This is a genomic window from Intrasporangium chromatireducens Q5-1, assembly GCF_000576575.1.
Taxonomy (GTDB): domain Bacteria; phylum Actinomycetota; class Actinomycetes; order Actinomycetales; family Dermatophilaceae; genus Intrasporangium_A; species Intrasporangium_A chromatireducens.
This window is the reverse complement of the sequence record NZ_AWQS01000516.1, coordinates 1-997: the sequence shown is the minus strand read 5'-3', so window position 1 is coordinate 997 and position 997 is coordinate 1. Positions and strand designations below refer to the sequence as shown.

Here is a 997-nt window from a genome sequence, read left to right as displayed (position 1 = left end):
CGGCAGCCGCCACGCCTCGGGGGACGGCCCCGCACGCCTGCGTGCGGGGCCGTCGTTTTGTCCCCAATGTCCAGTTCAGTCCGAGCCGGTGCCACGGGGTACGTGGGAAGCGCGGTCAGGCCGACTCGGGACAGGAGACGATTGGGCATGGACAGCGAGCGGCAGGATCGCCTCTTCGCACACCTCGCCGCCATCGCTGACGACCTCGTGAGCGGCCTCGACGTCGCCGACCTCGCCGACCGGGTCATGCGCGGATGTGTCGACCTGCTCGACGTGGACTTCGCCGGCCTCGTGCTCGACGACCACCACGGCACGCTCGGCGTGCTCGCCTGCTCGAACGACGACGCGAAGGACCTCGAGCTGCTCGAGCTGCAGCGTCGTCAGGGCCCGTGCTACGCCGCCTTCACCAGCGGTGAGGAAGTCGTCGCCGAGGACCTGCGCAGCAGGGCGAAGGAGTGGCCCGACTTCGTGACGGCGGCCCTGGCCCGGGGCGTCGTCTCGGCCGCCGGCATCCCGCTGCGGATGGCCGGGCGGACCATCGGGGCCCTCAACCTGTTCCGCGCGTCGACCGTGCCGTTCTCCCAGCGCGACCTCCAGCTCGCCCGGCTGCTCGGCTCGGTCGCCACGATCGGGATCGTCCACGACCGGAGGCAGCGTGACCAGGAGCAGCTCGCGCAGCAGCTGCAGAGCGCCCTGGAGAGCCGGGTCCGCATCGAGCAGGCGAAGGGCGTCATCGCGGCGCGAGCGGGTGTGACGATGGCCGGAGCGTTCGAGATCCTCCGCTCGGCAGCCCGGGCCTCCCAGCGGCCGCTCACCGACCTCGCCGACGACATCATCGCCGGGCGGTTGACCGCTGGCCGCCTCATCCGTCGCGCGGACAGCGGCGGGGCTCGCCCGGCCCCCGGCGGCGAGCAGGGCGAAGCGCAAGAAAGTGAGCGGCATACCTGATCGCTCCCCCGGGGAGACGAACGGCGCCGCTGCCCGGAACTCCCGGGCA

1 protein-coding gene is annotated in these 997 nt (G+C 72.6%); it reads left to right on the top strand.

The genetic code is table 11. From position 1 onward, the window contains the following. Nucleotides 1-147 precede the first annotated feature (147 nt). Nucleotides 148-948, top strand: coding sequence for a GAF and ANTAR domain-containing protein (locus tag N864_RS22635; protein WP_051518952.1), 801 nt, complete (start codon nucleotides 148-150; stop codon nucleotides 946-948). Nucleotides 949-997 lie beyond the last annotated feature (49 nt).

Coding starts and splice junctions, on each gene's coding strand:
- N864_RS22635 (WP_051518952.1), top strand. CDS start 148: ATGGACAGCGAGCGGCAGGATCGCCTCTTCGCACACCTCGCCGCCATC.